The sequence below is a fragment of the Ignicoccus hospitalis KIN4/I genome (assembly GCF_000017945.1).
Classification (GTDB): domain Archaea; phylum Thermoproteota; class Thermoprotei_A; order Sulfolobales; family Ignicoccaceae; genus Ignicoccus; species Ignicoccus hospitalis.
In genome coordinates this window covers 509465-525491 of the sequence record NC_009776.1, presented here as the reverse complement: position 1 = coordinate 525491, position 16027 = coordinate 509465, and the positions used below count along the sequence as shown (strand labels likewise).

Sequence of the window (16027 nt, the reverse complement as noted above, 5' to 3'; positions counted from 1 at the left end):
ACTGAGAGGGGCTTATTCGGTGCTCTACCATGAGAGTGGCCGTGGTGGGGGCCGGGTTCTCGGGCCTAGTCTCCAGCATCTACTTGAGCAGAGTCGCAAACGTAACTTTGTTCGAAGAGCACGGGGAGGTCGGAGTTCCGGAGCACTGCACCGGCGTGGTCTCCGGCGCCGTGTGGGAAGCGCTGTCCTCCTTCGTCAGTTCTGAAGTAAACGAAGGAGCCTTGGAGGAGTTCTTCTTGGGCCTCCCGGAAGGCGTGGGAGTGACCCTCAAGGGCCCCAAGGGCTTCGCGGCGAAGCTCGACAGGAGGAGGTTAGAAGAGGAATTGTTGGAGACCGCACTGGCCGAGGGAGTTAAGTTCGTCAAAAAGTTAGTCATCAGAGTGACTCCGAAGGGGTACGTGGACAACGAAAAGTACGACAGAGCGGTAATAGCCGAGGGGTGGAGGGCGGAGCTCTCGGAGAGGCTAGGCGTCGCGGCCAAGCCCCGCAGGGTTTACGGCCTCAACCTCGAGGTCGTCGGGAGGGCCGCCTACCCCGGGAGGGCGGAGGTCTGGTTCGACAAAAGCTTGGCCCCGGGCTTCTTCTCTTGGGTAGTAATGCTCGACGGGAAGGCCGTAGTCGGCACGGCGGCCACGAAGGGTTACGACGTGAGGGCCCTAGCTAGGAAGGCGTTGGAAGTGGCGGAGAGGAGGGGGTTGGTAGAGGGGGAGGTGAAGAAGGAATACGGCGGCGTAATTCAGACCGGGCCACCCTCGTTAACTCCTTGCGCCTCGAAGGTCTGTGCCACAGGCGACGCGGCGGGCTTGAACAAGCCCGTCACCGGGGGAGGGCTTTATCCCTCGCTCTACGTAGCTTCCCGCTACCCTTCGAACGTGGACAACCTGGTCAAGGCTTACAGAGTAATAGTGCCCAGGCTCCTCGCGGAGACGCCGGTGGCTAGGGCCCTCCACGGCGCCCCCCAAAGGGCTTACGTCAAGCTCTTCACAGCCTTGGACGGGGAGGTGTTGAGGGTAACCGAGTACGACAACCACTTGAAGACTTTGGCGGAGTTGGTCCAAAGTAAGAAAGCCTTCAAGTTGCTCAAGGCTTTGTTGAAGGCCTTCTACCCTTTGTAATGTATTTCTATCACGTCCCCGTCCTCCACTTGATGGTCCAGCCCCACCCTCTCTCCGGGGTACTTGGCGGAGGGCCCCCAGACCTTCGCGAACTTGAAGCCCTCCACCATCCTCGAGTGTATGGAACGCGCCACGTCCTCCACCGTGGCCCCCCTCTTCAAGATTAGGGGCTTCTCCGCCTTCGGGCCGTTGGGCTTCTTTGTGTAGACCCTAATGATGTCTAAAACCTTAAATATCGTGGATCCCAGCTCCTCCAGCCCCTTGCCCTCCTTGGCGGACACCACCAGAACCGGTGCCTCTCCGTCGTAAGCCTCTAAGAACTCCTTCACCTTTTCCTCGGCGCCGGGGACGTCGGCCTTGTTAAGTATTATTATAGAAGGCTTGTATTGGTTCGTACCCAATATGGCCTTTTCGACGTCGTCTAAGCTGACCTTCCCCACGAGCTTCACAGTAGCGCTGTGTATCCCGTAAGCCCTCAGCAACCTCTTGACGTCCTCCACGTCGCCGTCTACCAACTCGCCCATGATCGCTACCTTTATTCCGCCGGCCCTCTCCTTGACTATCTCGACCCTCCCCTCCGGCTTCTTCAAACTGATTCCGCTCTCTTCGAGGAGATTTTTCAAGTAGTTGTACTGCTTAATTGGATTCAAACTCAAATCCAATACTATGGCAACGAGGTCGGCGTTCCTCACCAGCCCTATGCTCCTATGCACCCAGCCGACTCCGGGCGCTACCCCCGGCGCCTCGACGAGCTGGAACTGGACGTCCTCGAAAGGTAACATGCCCACTGCCGGCACCAAGGTCGTGTAGGGCCTGGGCGAGACCTCTACCTTAGCCCTGGTGGTGGCCGCTATTATGCTGCTCTTGCCGGAGTTGGGGATCCCGAAGAGCACCACTTGGGCCGCGCCCTCCTTCTCTACGACGAAGGGGTTCCTCCCGCCCTTCCTCTTCTTCTTCTCGGTCTCCAGCTGTTCCTTGAGCTCGGCCAGTCTCCTCCTAGCCCAGTACAGTAGGTTCTCTGCGCCCTTGTGCTTGGGGGCAACCTTCAAGAACTCTTCTAAAGCTCTTATCTTGGCTTCTACGGTCTTCGCCTCTGAGTACTCTGCGAGCTTCGCTTGGGCCTCGGGCGTTAAGTTGGCCGGCATGGGCTTCCTCCTCCCCTCTGCGCGGCGTGATAATAAATCGAAGACCGGACCTTTTTTAGTTCGTTTAAGAACTTTTACCCTCACAATTTTCACCAAAGAATATTAGAACGGTGGGATCGAGGTGGAATCGGTGATATGTATGATGAGCACCCATTTAGACAGACCGGTAAGAGAAGCGCCTTCTGCCACGAGCGACATGTTCGCGTTGATATACGAGGAGATGAAGAAGGTAATGAACACGAGCAACGCTTTCCTATACAACTTGGCAAAGGCCTCAGCTAAGAGGCTGGCCAGCGAGTTAAGGCTTGACGGGGAGGACCCCCTACGCTTTGCGACCAACTACTTGGTGAAGAGCGGGCTCGCGAGGGAAGTTGAGGTAGACGAGGAACGGATGGTCGTGAGGGGCAAGGGGCTCCTCTTCGGCTCCCGAATTAGGAGCTCCGAGCCGGCGGACGCGGTGGTGGCGGGAATACTGGCGGGCCTCTTAGAGAGCGCTACCGGAAGGAGGGTCGACGTGAAGGAAGTCGCTTGCGAGGCCAAGGGAGACCCCCACTGCGAGTTCAAGATCTTCGTGAGGTGAGCCTCTCCAAATACCTAATGGCGCCGTCCGGCGCGACTGTGGCCACCCTCAAGCCCTCCCTTTCCAGCTCCAGTGCGGCGCGGACGTTTGCGCCGGCGCTCAAGCCTGCCAAGAGGCCCTCCTTCGAGGCCAACTCCCTAGCGGTCTTCACGGCCTCTTCGTCGTCCACTTCGATTATTTCGTCTATTACGTGTTTGTACTTCTTGATTAGCTCGCTGACGGGCATCGCCGTCAAGCCTTCTATGGCGTGGCTCAGCCGCTCTCCCTCGGAGCCGAAGAAGCCCGCTATTTTAGTTCCCTTGGGAACTACTGCCACTACCTTGACGCCCTTGACCCTCTCCTTCAAGAACTTTCCAACGCCTATGACGGTGCCTCCGGTGCCCACCCCGGCCACGAAGGCGTCCAACCCTCCCATGAGCTCCCTCGCTTGCTTGAGTACCTCCGGCCCGGTGGTCTCGTAATGGGCCCTCACGTTCGCCTCGTTCTTGTATTGATCCAGCATCACCCACCCGTTCTCCTCAGCCAACCTCTTCGCCAAGGTGTAGTGATGTTCAGGGTGGCCCAAGGGTACGCCCGCTTTGGAGAAAATTACCTTGGCCCCCAACAACTCCATCATTTTCACCTTCTGTTCGCTCGTAGTTTCCGGGACCACCGCGACCATCTTGTAGCCCTTGGCGGCTGCGAGCATGGCCAAGGAGAGGGCTGTGTTTCCGGAAGAGGGTTCGACTATGGTCGATCCCGGTTTCAGGAGGCCCCTCTCCTCCGCCTCTTTGATCATGTAGAGAGCTGGCCTGTCCTTTATGCTGCCACTGGGATTCATAAATTCCAGCTTTACCATTACGTTGCCCTTACCGCTGGTGAGCCTCCTCAGCAGCACGGCTGGGGTGTTCCCTACGGCCTCCCCCACCCACACAATAGGCATCAGCCGTCCCACTGCGACGAGGGGAGATTATAAGGAGAACCTTGAAGCGCCCGAAGAGGCGGAGCCCTTGTACGGCGCCGACGTCTTGGGCTGCAAAGCCAGCCCCGAAGAAGTGGTCAATTTGATGAAGAAATACTTAGAGTTCGTGGATTATTTGGAAGGAGGGGGAGTGAAGGCGATCCAGTCCATGGACGAGGAGGGCCCGATAGCGGAGGTCCGCTGCACGGAAAAGGTCACCGAGATATACTTAACTACCAAGGCCCCGGAGGGGCTGTGGTCGGAGTTCTTCGGAGAGGGGGCCCTCCAGCTCCGGAAGTGCATAGGCAACGGCTACTTGAGCGTCGCCAAGTCCCACGTCTCTCCCAAGCTGTTCGTAACCGCTGAGGGAGACGCGGGGAGCTTCGAGGCCCTCGTCACCCCCGAGGGGGTTAAGGCTAAGGGTACTTGCCCGTTCCCCGGCGTGACGGAGATCGCGTTAAGGAGCGGTCTCAAGCTACCTCTTTGACCATCACGATCGCGTCCTTACCCCACGGATAGTACTTCCTTATCCTTCCGACTTCGACGAATCCCATCTTTTTATACAACCTCATCGCTCTGTAGTTGTCCTCTTCTACCTCTAAGTATATACTCTTTAATCCCTTCTTCTTTGCCAGTTTCTCGAGCGACTCCAAGAGGGCAGAGCCTATCCCCAAGCCTCTGTACTGCGGATCGACTGCGAAATTAAGCAAGTGTAATTTTTTGTCAACTTCTTTGGCCGCTATGGCGTAGCCTACCACCTTTCCGTTGACCTCGGCGACCAAGCTGGTGTCTCCGTGCAAAATAACTTGGGAAAGTATAACTAGGAAAGAGAAGGGGTGATCGAAGGAGCTTACCTCTATCTCGTATATCCTCTTGGCGTCGCTAGGAGTGGGGTTCCGCAGCCTCACCTTCATGGACGCTCATCCCCTAAAATCCTTCTAACACGAGCGGGGAGGGGGGTACAGAAGTGCCGTTCGTCAAGAACGGTGACGTGGTGGCGCCGGGGGACCCTCTCTGCGTAATAGAGGAGTACGCCCCTGGCCCGGGGACCTACGAGGACGACGGGATAGTCAGGGCGAGCATTCCGGGGACCGTGAGGATAGACACGGTCAACTACGTAATTGAGGTGAGGGGGCCGAGCGCCGAGAAGAAGGTGTTGTCTCCGAAAGAAGTGGTTTACGGAGAGGTGGTGAGCATGAGGAATGAGCTCGCCCAGCTGAAGGTTGCCAGAAGCTTCGACGAGGTATTTAGAGCCAGAGCCTTCAGCGCGGTCCTCCATATAAGCCAAGCGGGAAAGCCCGTGGATAGCTTGTACGACGTCGTGAGGCCCGGCGACGTGGTCAAGGCCAAGGTTCTCTCTTCCCCGCCCTACCAGCTGAGCCTCAAGGGCCCGAGGCTAGGGGTAATACTGGCTTACTGCAGCAACTGCGGTCATCCCTTGTACAAGGTGGGCAACCAGCTCCAGTGCCCTTACTGCGGGAGGGTGGAGGACCGATTGATCTCCCCAGACTACATACTTAAAGCTAAGCACCAGCCCAAGAAGTAAGGAAAGATAATGAAGGTTAGACGCTTCGTCATTAAGTGTATTAACGAGGAGGTTTGTTACGAACTGCTCCACAAGATAAGCGAAGAAGTGAGCGCGAGGTGGATCAAGGGCGAAGTCGACGGCAACAAGCTTCTCATAGAAGCCTTGGGGTTCCCTTACGAATTGAAGGAATTGAGGTACGAAATAGAAGAACTCAAAAAAGAGATAGAGTCGGCAATGCTGCCCTACACGAGGGTGAGCGTGGACGAACTGCCCAAGCTGACCAAGGCCGCGGTCCCCATAGACGCCTTAGTGGAGGCACTCAAGCTGTTGGGCTACTCTGCCAAAGTAGAGGGGAGGACGCTCGTATCTGACGCCCCCTTCGAGGAGGTGGCGGCCCTCGCCAGAAAGATGAAAGAAATAATAGATTCGGAGATAGTGCGCTTTAGGCTACCACACAGCATGAAGAAGGCGGTGGCCGTGTTGAGCACAGTCTACGGGGTTAACCCGGAGGAAGTGGTGAACGTCATGCTGCGGGAGGGCCTCTTGGAGGAGGGCGACTTCAAGTACGAACAGAGGGAGGAGTGGAGGAAAGTAATAAAGCGGGTCTCAGAGCGGCTCAGCGAAGAGTGGTGAGGGCCGTGGCTCAAGTGATAGCCGAGCCCGAGGTCGTAGTTAGGAACGACAAAGAGGTGCGAATAAGGATACCAAACGAGAGCCACACCCTAGGGAACCTAATAACCAAGTTAGCTTCTAGGAAGAAGGGAGTTACGGCGCTCTACATGGTAGAGCACCCCCTAAGGCAAGTGTTGTGGATAACCATAAGGACCGACGGCTCCGTGGATCCCTACGAGGTCTTACTGGAAACCATAGACGAAGCGATAAACTACCTAAATCAGTTCGTGAGGGAACTTGAAGAGGGGAAGTAGCGTAGCGGTCTGCTGCGGCCGAGACCCCCTGGTGGTCCTCTCCGTCAAGGCGGGCTTGGTGGAACACGCATTCGTGGTTAACGACCCCCGGGAGCTCAAAGAGGACAAGAGGTTCTGGGAAGTGATGTATCAAGACGCCGCTTGTCCCGACTTAGGGTTACCGAAGGTCGAAGTACGGGGGAGCGTTAGGAGGTTAGCTTGTCTCTACTGGCTGTCGCTTAAGGCCCTCAGCGCCTTGTAAGGTTCTCGCCTTAATCGCCCTCTTCCTCCAAGAGCGGTAGAACGCTTCGAAGATCAACGCTCCCACAGCGGTCCCGACTGAGGCTTGGAAGGCCAGCGGGTTGGTGAGGAACTCGTGACTCAATATGATTATAGCGTTAAAGACTAGCACGACCAACGCCGTTAACACGACGGCGGCGTTGCCTCCCACGACCCTCCTCAGCTTCCAATGCGAGAGGACAACAGAAATGTACGTGAGTATTAATGATATGGTAGTTACTTCGGCCACCCCTTCGAGGTTCAGAGATAGTGAGAAGGCCAGCGCCAGCGCGGCAGTGACATAAAGGCCCTCCGGCTCGCCGAACCACACCCTCCGGTCGAAGGACTCCGGCAGCTCCCCTTTCTTAGCTAGCGAGTAGGCCACGTTGGCGCCTCCGTACAAGGCCGAGTTCAGCGCGGTCGACGCCGAAACTATTGCCCCTAGCGTCAATAACGCCGGCCCCCAGGAGCCAATAGCGCTCTTCGCTACTACTGCCAGCGCGTATTCCTCCGCCTCGAGCACCTTAGCGCGCTCGGTCGTGCCCACGGTCACTATCGAGACGCCGAGGTAGACAACAGCTGACAAGGCCAAGCTTAGGTATATAGCTCGGGGGACGTTCTTCTCGGGGTCCCTTATGTTTTCTGAAGCGTTCGTTATCACTCCGAAGCCGGCGTAGCTGAGCAAGAATAAGCTGGAAGCGGTTAAGGCGTTTAATATGCCTTGCGGGCTGGCGTCGGGCTTCAAGAGTTCAGGGTTGATTACCCTCAGACCTAGCACTATTAAGGTCAGTAGCACAGCCAACTTAAATATTACTAAAATCAGCTCGGTGTCGGCTACTGCCTTTGATCCCTTAAAGTTTAAGGCCACAAATATGGAAATAATTAAGGCTTGGGATATTGAAAACAAGAAGGCGTCATCTGCAAGGCCTAGGGCGCCCAGCGCGTAACCGGCTATAGTGTATGTGAACAAAGATATAGAAAATACGAAGTTCAACCAGTATATCAAGGCTAAAGTTCCCACGAGCAAGTTATCTCCGAATGCCCGGACGACGTACTCCACGGGCCCGGCGTTGGAGATGAACTTCCTACTGAGCTTAGCGTAGGAGTAGGCTATCAAGAACGCGTACGCTGCTGAGAGGGCGAAGGCCTCGGGTAAGTTCGGGCCCGCTAGCTTGACCCCAACTCCGGCCAACGAAAATATGCTAGCACCTATTATTATCCCGACGCCCAGGGCGACGGCCTCGGCGAGCCCGAGCTCTCTCATACCGAACGCTCCGTCCACATGGGCTTCGACGACTTATTGACTCTGGGCTTGCTCTTCGTATAACTTGTCCAGCGTCTCGAGGACTTGCTTCCAGAGCTCGTAGGCCTCCCGCCACCGCTCCTCGTCCACCTTAGCTATCGCCGCGCCCGCGTGGACTATCACCTTGTCTCCGGGCTTGACGTCCGGCACTAAGGTCAAGTCCACTATCGCCTCGTTGCCGAAGACGTCCACCGCCGCGGTGCCGTCCTCGTACACCTCTTTCACGGTCGCGGGTATGCCTAGGCACATCGCTCTAAGACCCTCGGCCCGCCTTCTGGTGGAGCGTTAATTGGTTTTGCTTGCTGGGGCGACCGGGGCTAGCTTGCTCGAGGACTTGAGGGATTACTTAAACTTACTCGATGAGAAAGGTCTACTGCACAAGGTCAACGTCGAGGTAGACCCCGTCGAGGAGGTCCCCGAGGTTCTCAGGAGGCTCATGTGGAGGAGGTTCGACAAGGCGGTCCTCTTCGAGAAGCTCAAGGGCTACCCCGACTGGAAGGTGGCCGGTAACTTGTTCGGTTCCACGAATTTGATAAAGCTGGCCTTGGGAACTGAGGAGCTCGAGGAGCTCGGGGAGAGGTTCCTCGCACCCTTCAAAGCTTCCGGAGCGCGCAGCTTCGGTGAAAAGGTCAAGACCTTAATGGAGTTCATAAACATGGGAAAGTACCTACCCAAGAAAGTTCGCAAGGGCCCCGTTTTAGAGAACGAAAAGGAGCCGGACTTCCTCTCGTTGCCGGCCTTTAAGACGTGGCCTAAGGACGCTTCGAGGTACTTGACTTACGCTTTGACCGTTACGAAGGACCCGGAGAGCGGTACTTACAACTTCGGCATCTACCGGATAATGATATACTCTCCCAAGAGGGCCGTCATACATTGGCAAGTGCATAAGAGGGGGGCTTCTCACTACGCTAAATACAAAGAGCTAGGCTTCGAGAAGATGCCAGTGGCCATTGTGATAGGCGGGGACCCCGCCACTTTGCTTACCGGAGCCCTTCCCGTCCCGGAGGGGATAGACAAGTACGCCTTCGCCGGGGTCTTGAGGGGCTCGCCGGTCAAGGTGGTAGAGGTAGGCGACCTCTTGGTCCCAGCCTACGCGGAGGCTGTGATTACTGGTTACGTGAAGGTAGGCGAGCTCGCTTGGGAGGGCCCCTTCGGCGACCACACCGGCTATTACACCCCTAGGGACTTGTACCCCGTCTTCCACGCAGAGAAGTTCTTCGTGAGGACGGACCCAATTTACTACGGGACGGTTGTGGGGAGGCCACCTATGGAGGACGCTTACATAGGCAAGGCGACGGAAAGGATATTCTTGCCTTTGATCAAGTGGCTCGTCCCCGAGGTAATCGATATGAATTTGCCCCCCGAAGGGCTGTTCCACGGGATCGCCATAGTGTCCATAAGGAAGAAGTACCCCGGCCACGCGCGGAAGGTAGCTCACGCCTTGTTGGGCCTAGGCCAAATGAGCTTCACGAAAATCGTGATAGTGGTAGACCAAGACGTGAACGTGCACGACTGGGGCGAGGTGGCTTACGCGATAGCTTCCACCGTAGACCCCGAGAGGGACGTAGAGATCATTAGAAACGACGTGACAGACGTGCTGGACCACACCTCGCCCAGCCCTCCAGCTGGGAGCAAGATGATAATAGACGCGACGAGGAAGTTCAAGGAAGAGTGCGGCTACGAGTGGCCGGAGCGGAGCGCGCCTGACCCCAAGGTCTCGGAATTGGTGGAGAGGAGGTGGCGCGAGTACGGCTTTTAGGTCAAAAGTCGCGCGTCGCGGGCCCTTAGCCGGAGCGTGCCGGCGAAAGGTGAAGGGGCTTGTGCGGGATCGTAGCGGTGAGCTGCGCTAGGCCGTGCGTGGAGGAGCGCCGACTCGTCTCTGCTCTGGACGCAATAGAACACAGGGGGCCGGACGGGAGGGGGTATTGGATATCTGAGGACCGCAAGACCGCGCTGGGCAACGTCAGGCTAGCCATAATAGACCCTAAGGACGAGGGCCTCCAACCCATGTTCAACGAGGACGGTTCCGTGGGAGTAGTGTTGAACGGTGAGATATACAATTATAAAGAAATCCGCCAGAACTTGAAGGACGAACACGAGTTCTTGTCCAACACGGACACCGAGGTCTTGTTGCACGCGTACGAGGAGATGGGAGTGGACGTGGTTCACTCCTTAAGGGGGATGTTCGCGTTCGCGATATACGACGAAAGGAAGGGCACAATATTCGTTGCCAGGGACCACGTGGGCAAGAAGCCTTTATTCTATTACCAAGGTGAGGACTTCGTCGTTCTCGCCTCAGAGCCTTCAGCGATTAAGGCGTTCGTGAAGAACTTGAGCAAGAACCCCTTGGGAGCCTTCTACCTCTTCGCGCACTTCTCCCCCCTCCCGGAACAGCACTTCTTCGAAAACGTCAAGTTGCTTAGGAACGGAGAATATATGATAATAAAAGACGGGAAGGTTATAGAAAAGAAGAAGTACTACACCTTGAAGTTCGATAAAAGGGTGAGTGATATAACGAGCTACGTGAAGGAGCTCCATCGAGAGCTGATAAGGGCGGTGGAGTATAGGTTAATAGCGGACGTGCCGGTCTCCTTGGCCTTGAGCTCCGGCGTGGACTCTACGTTGCTAGCCTCAATAATAACGAAGGAACTCAACAGGAACGACGTTAGCACCTTCACCGTGACTGTTAAGGGCGCCGGGGAGTTCGACGAAGTGGAGTTGGCCTCTAAAGTTGCTGAGGAGCTAAACCTCGACCACGCAGTGGTCGAATTCGACTTTGAGGATTACATAAAGCTCACTTACGAGCTGACCAAAAAGGTCGGGCTGCCCATAACTGACCCCAGCTTGGTGATGGGGTACGGGATGGCTAAGGCGGCGAGGGAAAGGGGCTACAAGGTAATCATCGTCGGGGAGGGAGGGGACGAGCTCTTCTTCGGCTACCCCGTGTATAAACAAATATACGAGCTCACCTTAACCCTCTCCTCCCTCCCCTTGCTCGAGCTCCCCTTCTGGGTCGTGAAGGAAGTTAGAAGTTACTACAACAAGGCCTTGTGTTACGCCACCCTACACAAGCTCGTGACCGCCAGGGGGCTCTCCTTGAGGTCCCAGTGCTGCGAGGCCTTCCCCCCGGAGCTCTGCGACCTCTTAGTGTTAAGCTACCGGGTTCTGGAGTCCCTCTCCGCCCCTAGGAACCTCGCCGAGAGGCTCCTCTCGTACGAGTACAACCAGAGGATACCCAACCACTTGAACTTGAAGGTAGACTTCTACTCTATGGCTGCGAGCGTGGAAGCCAGGGCGCCGCTATTGGACTACAAGTTAATAGAAAAAGCTATGAGCTTAGACCCAGCTTGGAAGAGATACATAATGATGAAAGAGCCAAAGCTCATTGGGAAGTTGATATTAAAGAAATACTTGAGTGAGGAGACTTGGAGAAAGGTCACATCTAGGAAGGTCGGCTTCGGACAGCAAGCTAAGGACGTCCTAATGAGGATAGCCGAGGAGGAGGCACCCTCAAGGCTCAAGAGCAGCGAGATATTAAAAAAGGTCATAGACCCGAACATATTTGAGAGGTACGATACGAAGAGGTTGTCATTCGTAGCGTGGCAAGTGTTCTCCTACAGCGTTTGGGAGGAGGTGATCGCTACTTGGTAAAAGTCAGCGTGGTTTACGGCCACCCGGAGGTCCGGGTAGCGGGCGGTTCTTATTCTCATGTAGTTAACTTAGCAACCTCAATAGCTCAAGTTTTGAAGGAGAAGGGTGTAGACTACGAGGTGGACTTGGTCTTTGCGGGAAGAGTGTTCGTAGAGAAGCCCAAATTCGACAGCTCATTGAACATAAAGGTAATCGAAGCAGATATGTACAACCCGCTCTACTATAATCTTAAAAACTTAAACGCAACCATCCAAAGGTTGACCAGAGGACTCTTTAGCTATTTTCCTCCCCTAGTACTGTCAAGGGATGGAGTTAGACGGCTTAGGGAGGCGTTAAAATTAAGTAGCTTAATAATTAGTAGACCCCCAGCGACCACCTCCCTCTCATTGGCCTATTGGCTGGCCCTCCGCCTCTCTTCTCCTCGAGACGCGATTTTGGTTGACGAAAACTTCAACGAAAACTTGTGGGGCTTGATAGAGCTGGGCGTGGACGCCTTTCCCTCAAAAATTAAGGCTATAGCTGCACAAGCCTCCCAAGTGTGGCTCACGAGGATCTTGTCTTGTTTGCTTCACGACTTCGTGTTTACCATATCTGAAGGAGGGGCCGAGGTCATACTCGAAGAGGTGCCTTGGCCTCTAAAGAAGTTGTGTAAGGGTAAGATGATAGCCTTGTACCCGCCTTTGTACTCCAAGACAAAGTACCCCAGCTCCAAGGAGGGAGGGCCCTTCACGTTTTGTACTTCCGGCAGCTTCTACCCCCATCAAGGCTGGAAGGAGCTGGCGAAGTTGATATATGCTATGAACGAGGCCTTTGATATGCATGACAAAATAAAGTTCAAGATATTCGGGGCTCCAATAAACCTATATCGGTTCTTCAAGAACTTGGTAGGCGCCTTTAGCAACGTAGAATTCGACTACATAACCGTTAAGGAGGAGCTTTACAAAGCGTACGCGCGAGAGTGCGACGCCTTCTTAGCCCTCTACGACCCCTTCAGAGCTTATAAGTTCTACGGCGCCCCTGCTAAGTTAGCTGACTACGTTTTGTTTAATAAGCCCATCATAATTTGGAATAACGAAGAATACTTGAAAACACTCGAGGCCTTGACTAAGAAGTGTGACTGCGCGATAGTTGTGAACAACTTCGAGGAGCTCCTAGAGGTCGCCCTCAAGTTGGTGAAAGCGGGTCCGGGGGAGTGCGAGTGCGAGCTGAGGGAGAGGACCCGGAGCGAGGAGGCGATAGAGGAAATCATAGAGAGCGTTCTAAGTAGGCGACGTAAGCTAGGTTGACGATTAGGTATATGAAGAAGGCTACCCCTAGTAGCATGAAGAACGTTTCCTTAAATACGAACGGAAGCGCCAACAAGGCCGTCAGAGCCAAGAACGGGGCGAGCTTCAGCGCAACGCTCAACAAAGGGCCGTAGTAACGCTTCTTCACTCGTCCGGTCCCCGAGGTGAATATATGCTCCGCTTAAACCCCCTTCGGGGACGCGGAATTGCAAGACAAGGCCTCGAAGGTGGCCGACCTAGCCCAGAGGAGGGGCTTCTACTGGCCCTCTTGGGAGATCTACGGCGGCGTGGCCGGCTTCTACGACCTGGGTCCTTTGGGCAAGGAACTGAAGAACAAGATTGTTGAGTTGTGGAAGGAGAAGCTGGTAAGGCCCCTTCAAAGGATGGTAGTAGAAATGGAGACCCCAATAATCACGCCCTACAAGGTGTTGGAGGCGTCCGGGCACGTCGAGAACTTCACCGACCCGGTGGTGGAGTGTAAGTCGTGCGGGAGGAAGTTCCGCGCCGACCACTTGATAGAGGAAAAGCTGGGGATAAAGGTAGAAGGCCTCAGCCCCGAGGACTTAACCAAACTCATTAGAGAGAATAACATAAGGTGTCCGGTGTGCGGCGGCGAGTTGGGGGAGGTCCGCCCGTTCTTGCTGCTCTTCCAGACCCAGATAGGCCCTTACGAAGGCGACAAGGGCTTCATAAGGCCGGAGACCGCCCAAGGCGCCTTCGTCAACTTCAAGCGCGTATACCAATACATGAGGGAGAGGCTCCCCTTCGGGATAGCGCAGATAGGCAGAGTAGGGAGGAACGAGATATCTCCCCGTCAAGGGTTGTTGAGGCTTAGGGAGTTCACAATAGCTGAGATAGAGTTCTTCATCGACCCCTTGGACCCCGGCGAACCTCCGTTGGACTACGACGCCAAGCTGAGGCTCCTGCCTTGGGAGCTAGCTAAGGAGGGGAGGAAAGAGCCCGTGGAGGTGACGGTCAGAGAAGCCTTGGAGAAGGGATGGATAATAAACAAGTGGATGGCTTATTGGATGTTGAAGGCCAAGGAGCTGTTAAACGAGTTGGGCGTACCCGACGAGAACCAGTACTTCGAGGAGAAAGGGCCGGAGGAGAGGGCCCACTACTCCTCCCAGACGTACGACCAGTTGGTGAAGACTGAACGCTACGGCTGGATGGAGGTCAGCGGCCACGCCTACCGGGGCGACTACGACTTAAGTAGGCACATAAAGTTCAGCGGCAAGGATCTGTACGCCTTCAGGAAGTACAAGGAGCCTAAGGTCGTTAAGGTAAAGGTAGTGAAGTGGAACGCAAAAGAAATAGGTATAAGGTTGAAGGCCAAGGCGAAGCAAGTGATAGAGGAGCTGAAGAGGATGAACCCCGAAGAGGTGGAGAAGAGCTTGGAGGAGAAGGGCTACGTCGAGGTGGCGGGCGAGAGGTTGGAAAGGGGCTTGGTGTGGGTAGAGGAGGCGGAGGAGAAGGTGACCGGAGAGCGCTTCGTGCCCCACGTCGTGGAGCCCTCCTTCGGCGTGGAGAGGTTGTTGTACGTCACCTTAGAGTACGCCTTGAAGGAGAGGGAGGGGAGGCTAGTGCTGAGCTTGCCCCGGAGGCTAGCTCCAATAGAAGCGGTGGTGCTGCCGCTCTTAGAAGAGAAGCCGTTGGTCGAGAAGGCCAAGGAGGTCTGGAAGCTCTTGGCCGACGCGGGCTTCCGCGTGGAGTACGACGAGAAGGGTTCGATAGGGCGGAGGTACGCGAGGTACGACGAGGTGGGCGTGCCGGCGGCCATAACGGTGGACTTCCAGACCCTTGAGGACAACACCGTAACGCTGAGGGACAGGGACACGTGGAAGCAAGTACGCGTAAGGGTCGAGGAGCTCCCGGGGAAGCTGAGGGCCTTCTTGAACGGCTTCCCTATAGAGGAGCTCGGGGAGCCCGTCTCGGCCGGGCCCCAATGAAGGTCGCGGTTTTGCTCGTAGCCGGGAGACCCAACCTCGAGGCCGCCTTTTCCTCGGTTAGGGTCTTGGAGGAGCTGGGCGCGGAGGAGGTAACAATAGTTTACACTAGCTCGGAAGGAGCTAGGATGAACGCTAAGACCTTCAAGGAGTTCCTAGAGAAGGCGGGGTTTAAAGTCGAGATGAAGGAGGTCCCCAGCGACTCTGATTCAGATTTGGAGGAGAGAGTTAAAAAGTTGAAGGAGGTCAAGGCGGACGTCGTGGCGGTCTCCCCCGGGGGCGCTTCCCTCGCCGCGGCCGCTTCGAAGGCCTTCAATACTATAGCACACGTGAGCTTCCCCTTCTCTTTATGGAGAGGTCTGTACTTCCCCTACGTGCCCCGAACCTTCCAGAAGGTCTACTTTTTGCCTTCGAGTGACTTCAACACGAAGTTCACTAATTATGCCGACAAGATAAAGGTCGAGCTGAACCATTTGGGACCTATAAGGAAAAGGGTGGCCGAGCTGACCAAGAGGATAAACGAGGCTACTGATAGGAAGTGTCCAGAAATCGAGGTAAAGGTAGACGCGATGATGGGCGGCTTCAACATTATGAGCGTCAAATTTAAGCTGTGCGGCAATGAGGAAGAGGAAACCAAGAAGGTCTTCAGCACGTCTTTGAGAGCCATGAAAGAGTTCATCAAGGCGAGCAGAAGCTCGAGGAGTTGGATGGGCTTCGACAGCTCGCTCTACCTCTCCGGCCTCCTCCCCATCAAGGTGGGGGGTGAGGGGGCCTCAACGGAGTACATCTTGGACACTTCAAGCATCTTGATAGGGGCGTTGAACTTACACAACGCCGGCCTCCTCCGGGCCAGAGTGCCTAGGTGCGCGCTCTACGAACTCTTGCACAAGTACGAGGAAAGTTTGAAGAGGTCCAACCCCAATTATTACGGCCTCCTCGCCAAGTACGTAATGGAGGAGGCGAAAGCCCTAGTCTTTCCGAGCCCGACCGACTTGTGCGACAAGGCCTTCTTCCAGATAGACCCCCTCCTCTTGGACGGCAAGGTTATATTAACCGAGGACAACGGCATCAAGGAGATGTGGAAGGAGACTCCGTTGTCAAAGTTAGCTCGCGTTGAGAGCCCCAGGAGGGTGGACAAGTGGGAGGAAGCGAAGAAACTGGGCTACTACAACCTCCCCTATGTCACGTTTGCGTTGCTGCAATTTTACGTTATCATGAAGTTGTTGGCAGAAGAAGTGGAAAAGAACAAAATCAGCGGTGAGCCCGTGACGGGCTCCTTGAAGGTCGACAACAAGACTGTAGACGAGTTCTAGCTTCGCGAAGAGCCCGAATTAAATAGGACGTTTCGA

Annotated in this window: 18 protein-coding genes; 12 read left to right on the top strand and 6 right to left on the bottom strand. The window is 55.4% G+C overall.

What is annotated here, in order from left to right:
* The first annotated feature begins 29 nt into the window (after positions 1 to 29).
* Positions 30 to 1115 carry a geranylgeranyl reductase family protein gene (locus IGNI_RS03030; protein ID WP_011998617.1) on the top strand — a complete coding sequence of 362 codons (1086 nt, stop codon included), beginning with the start codon at positions 30 to 32 and terminating at the stop codon, positions 1113 to 1115.
* Here IGNI_RS03030 and IGNI_RS03025 read toward each other — a convergent pair.
* The gene (locus tag IGNI_RS03025) at positions 1103 to 2260 is read right to left on the bottom strand and encodes an OBG GTPase family GTP-binding protein (RefSeq protein ID WP_052570015.1); all 1158 of its coding nucleotides are present in this window, start codon (positions 2258 to 2260) and stop codon (positions 1103 to 1105) included. The two genes, IGNI_RS03030 and IGNI_RS03025, sit on opposite strands and share 13 nt — an antisense overlap.
* 121 nt (positions 2261 to 2381) lie before the next feature.
* On the opposite strand from IGNI_RS03025, the gene IGNI_RS03020 reads away from it, so the two are divergent.
* Positions 2382 to 2840 (top strand): V4R domain-containing protein, encoded by a 459-nt coding sequence (locus IGNI_RS03020; RefSeq protein ID WP_011998615.1) that lies wholly within the window; start codon positions 2382 to 2384, stop codon positions 2838 to 2840.
* Here IGNI_RS03020 and IGNI_RS03015 read toward each other — a convergent pair.
* Complete coding sequence (locus tag IGNI_RS03015) at positions 2821 to 3762, bottom strand: PLP-dependent cysteine synthase family protein (protein ID WP_011998614.1); 942 nt, start codon at positions 3760 to 3762, stop codon at positions 2821 to 2823. The genes IGNI_RS03020 and IGNI_RS03015 overlap by 20 nt on opposite strands.
* Before the next feature lie 67 nt (positions 3763 to 3829).
* Between IGNI_RS03015 and IGNI_RS03010 the strand changes: the two genes are divergently transcribed.
* Positions 3830 to 4267: a hypothetical protein gene (locus IGNI_RS03010; RefSeq protein ID WP_011998613.1), complete on the top strand. Its 438-nt coding sequence runs from the start codon at positions 3830 to 3832 to the stop codon at positions 4265 to 4267.
* On the opposite strand, the gene rimI is transcribed toward IGNI_RS03010, so the two are convergent.
* A complete protein-coding gene (gene rimI, locus IGNI_RS03005; protein ID WP_011998612.1) occupies positions 4251 to 4694 on the bottom strand; it encodes a ribosomal protein S18-alanine N-acetyltransferase in 444 nt (147 codons plus the stop codon). The two genes, IGNI_RS03010 and rimI, sit on opposite strands and share 17 nt — an antisense overlap.
* A 53-nt stretch (positions 4695 to 4747) precedes the next feature.
* On the opposite strand from rimI, the gene IGNI_RS03000 reads away from it, so the two are divergent.
* From IGNI_RS03000 to IGNI_RS02985, 4 genes are read left to right on the top strand one after another with little or no spacing between them, the layout of a single operon-like run.
* A complete protein-coding gene (locus IGNI_RS03000) occupies positions 4748 to 5326 on the top strand; it encodes an exosome complex RNA-binding protein Csl4 (protein ID WP_011998611.1) in 579 nt (192 codons plus the stop codon).
* A 9-nt stretch (positions 5327 to 5335) separates the two neighbouring features.
* Positions 5336 to 5941, top strand: coding sequence for a DUF2067 domain-containing protein (locus tag IGNI_RS02995; RefSeq protein WP_011998610.1), 606 nt, complete (start codon positions 5336 to 5338; stop codon positions 5939 to 5941).
* Entirely contained in the window at positions 5938 to 6234 is a 297-nt protein-coding gene (locus tag IGNI_RS02990; protein ID WP_011998609.1) for an RpoL/Rpb11 RNA polymerase subunit family protein, read from the top strand. Before IGNI_RS02995 ends, IGNI_RS02990 begins: the two co-directional genes overlap by 4 nt.
* On the top strand, positions 6218 to 6475 hold the full coding sequence (locus tag IGNI_RS02985) for a hypothetical protein (RefSeq protein WP_011998608.1): 258 nt from the start codon (positions 6218 to 6220) through the stop codon (positions 6473 to 6475). Before IGNI_RS02990 ends, IGNI_RS02985 begins: the two co-directional genes overlap by 17 nt.
* Here the strand turns inward: IGNI_RS02985 and IGNI_RS02980 are convergent.
* Complete coding sequence (locus IGNI_RS02980; RefSeq protein WP_011998607.1) at positions 6428 to 7756, bottom strand: APC family permease; 1329 nt, start codon at positions 7754 to 7756, stop codon at positions 6428 to 6430. The genes IGNI_RS02985 and IGNI_RS02980 overlap by 48 nt on opposite strands.
* A gap of 33 nt (positions 7757 to 7789) precedes the next feature.
* A complete protein-coding gene (locus IGNI_RS02975) occupies positions 7790 to 8044 on the bottom strand; it encodes a HypC/HybG/HupF family hydrogenase formation chaperone (protein WP_011998606.1) in 255 nt (84 codons plus the stop codon).
* 73 nt (positions 8045 to 8117) lie between these two features.
* On the opposite strand from IGNI_RS02975, the gene IGNI_RS02970 reads away from it, so the two are divergent.
* From IGNI_RS02970 to IGNI_RS02960, 3 genes are read left to right on the top strand one after another with little or no spacing between them, the layout of a single operon-like run.
* Entirely contained in the window at positions 8118 to 9554 is a 1437-nt protein-coding gene (locus tag IGNI_RS02970) for a UbiD family decarboxylase (protein WP_148202226.1), read from the top strand.
* A 59-nt stretch (positions 9555 to 9613) separates the two neighbouring features.
* Positions 9614 to 11446: an asparagine synthase (glutamine-hydrolyzing) gene (gene asnB, locus IGNI_RS02965; RefSeq protein ID WP_011998604.1), complete on the top strand. Its 1833-nt coding sequence runs from the start codon at positions 9614 to 9616 to the stop codon at positions 11444 to 11446.
* Complete coding sequence (locus IGNI_RS02960; protein ID WP_011998603.1) at positions 11440 to 12732, top strand: glycosyltransferase family protein; 1293 nt, start codon at positions 11440 to 11442, stop codon at positions 12730 to 12732. The genes asnB and IGNI_RS02960 overlap by 7 nt, the downstream gene beginning before the upstream one ends.
* On the opposite strand, the gene IGNI_RS07645 is transcribed toward IGNI_RS02960, so the two are convergent.
* Positions 12692 to 12880 (bottom strand): hypothetical protein, encoded by a 189-nt coding sequence (locus tag IGNI_RS07645; RefSeq protein WP_148202225.1) that lies wholly within the window; start codon positions 12878 to 12880, stop codon positions 12692 to 12694. The two genes, IGNI_RS02960 and IGNI_RS07645, sit on opposite strands and share 41 nt — an antisense overlap.
* A gap of 58 nt (positions 12881 to 12938) precedes the next feature.
* On the opposite strand from IGNI_RS07645, the gene glyS reads away from it, so the two are divergent.
* Together glyS and IGNI_RS02950 are read left to right on the top strand one after the other, a co-directional pair.
* Positions 12939 to 14681, top strand: a complete 1743-nt coding sequence (gene glyS / locus IGNI_RS02955; RefSeq protein WP_011998602.1) for a glycine--tRNA ligase — start codon at positions 12939 to 12941, stop codon at positions 14679 to 14681.
* Entirely contained in the window at positions 14678 to 15991 is a 1314-nt protein-coding gene (locus IGNI_RS02950; RefSeq protein WP_011998601.1) for a hypothetical protein, read from the top strand. Before glyS ends, IGNI_RS02950 begins: the two co-directional genes overlap by 4 nt.
* Positions 15992 to 16027: the final 36 nt, after the last annotated feature.